This is a genomic window from Dellaglioa sp. CoH-55-MRSF-9, from assembly GCF_056782155.1.
Window position 1 is genome coordinate 1 of record NZ_JBXAYG010000142.1, and the last position, 249, is coordinate 249.

The window sequence follows — 249 nt, forward strand, 5'->3', positions numbered from 1 at the left end:
TTCCAGAACGCCGGGTGCGTCACCCGGCTGTCCGCCGGCTCGAAATTGGCCGCATCTCGCATCATGTCTTGCTCCGCATATACGCTGCTAAGTACTACGCGCCGGTTTTTTCGGCGAGCCGGCCGATGTACCAGGCCGAGAATTTTTCGACGAGACCTTCCGTGTACGGCGAATACGGGCCCGGCTCGTACGCGCTGCTGGTCGCGCCGCGCTGCGAGAATTCGACGAGCGCGCGATCCTGGTCGTTGG

1 protein-coding gene is annotated in these 249 nt (G+C 63.1%); it reads right to left on the bottom strand.

From position 1 onward, the window contains the following. Window positions 1–94: 94 nt before the first annotated feature. Window positions 95–249: SRPBCC family protein (locus tag AC1RPV_RS08110; RefSeq protein ID WP_481764254.1), on the bottom strand; the 155-nt coding region annotated here is incomplete at its 5' end.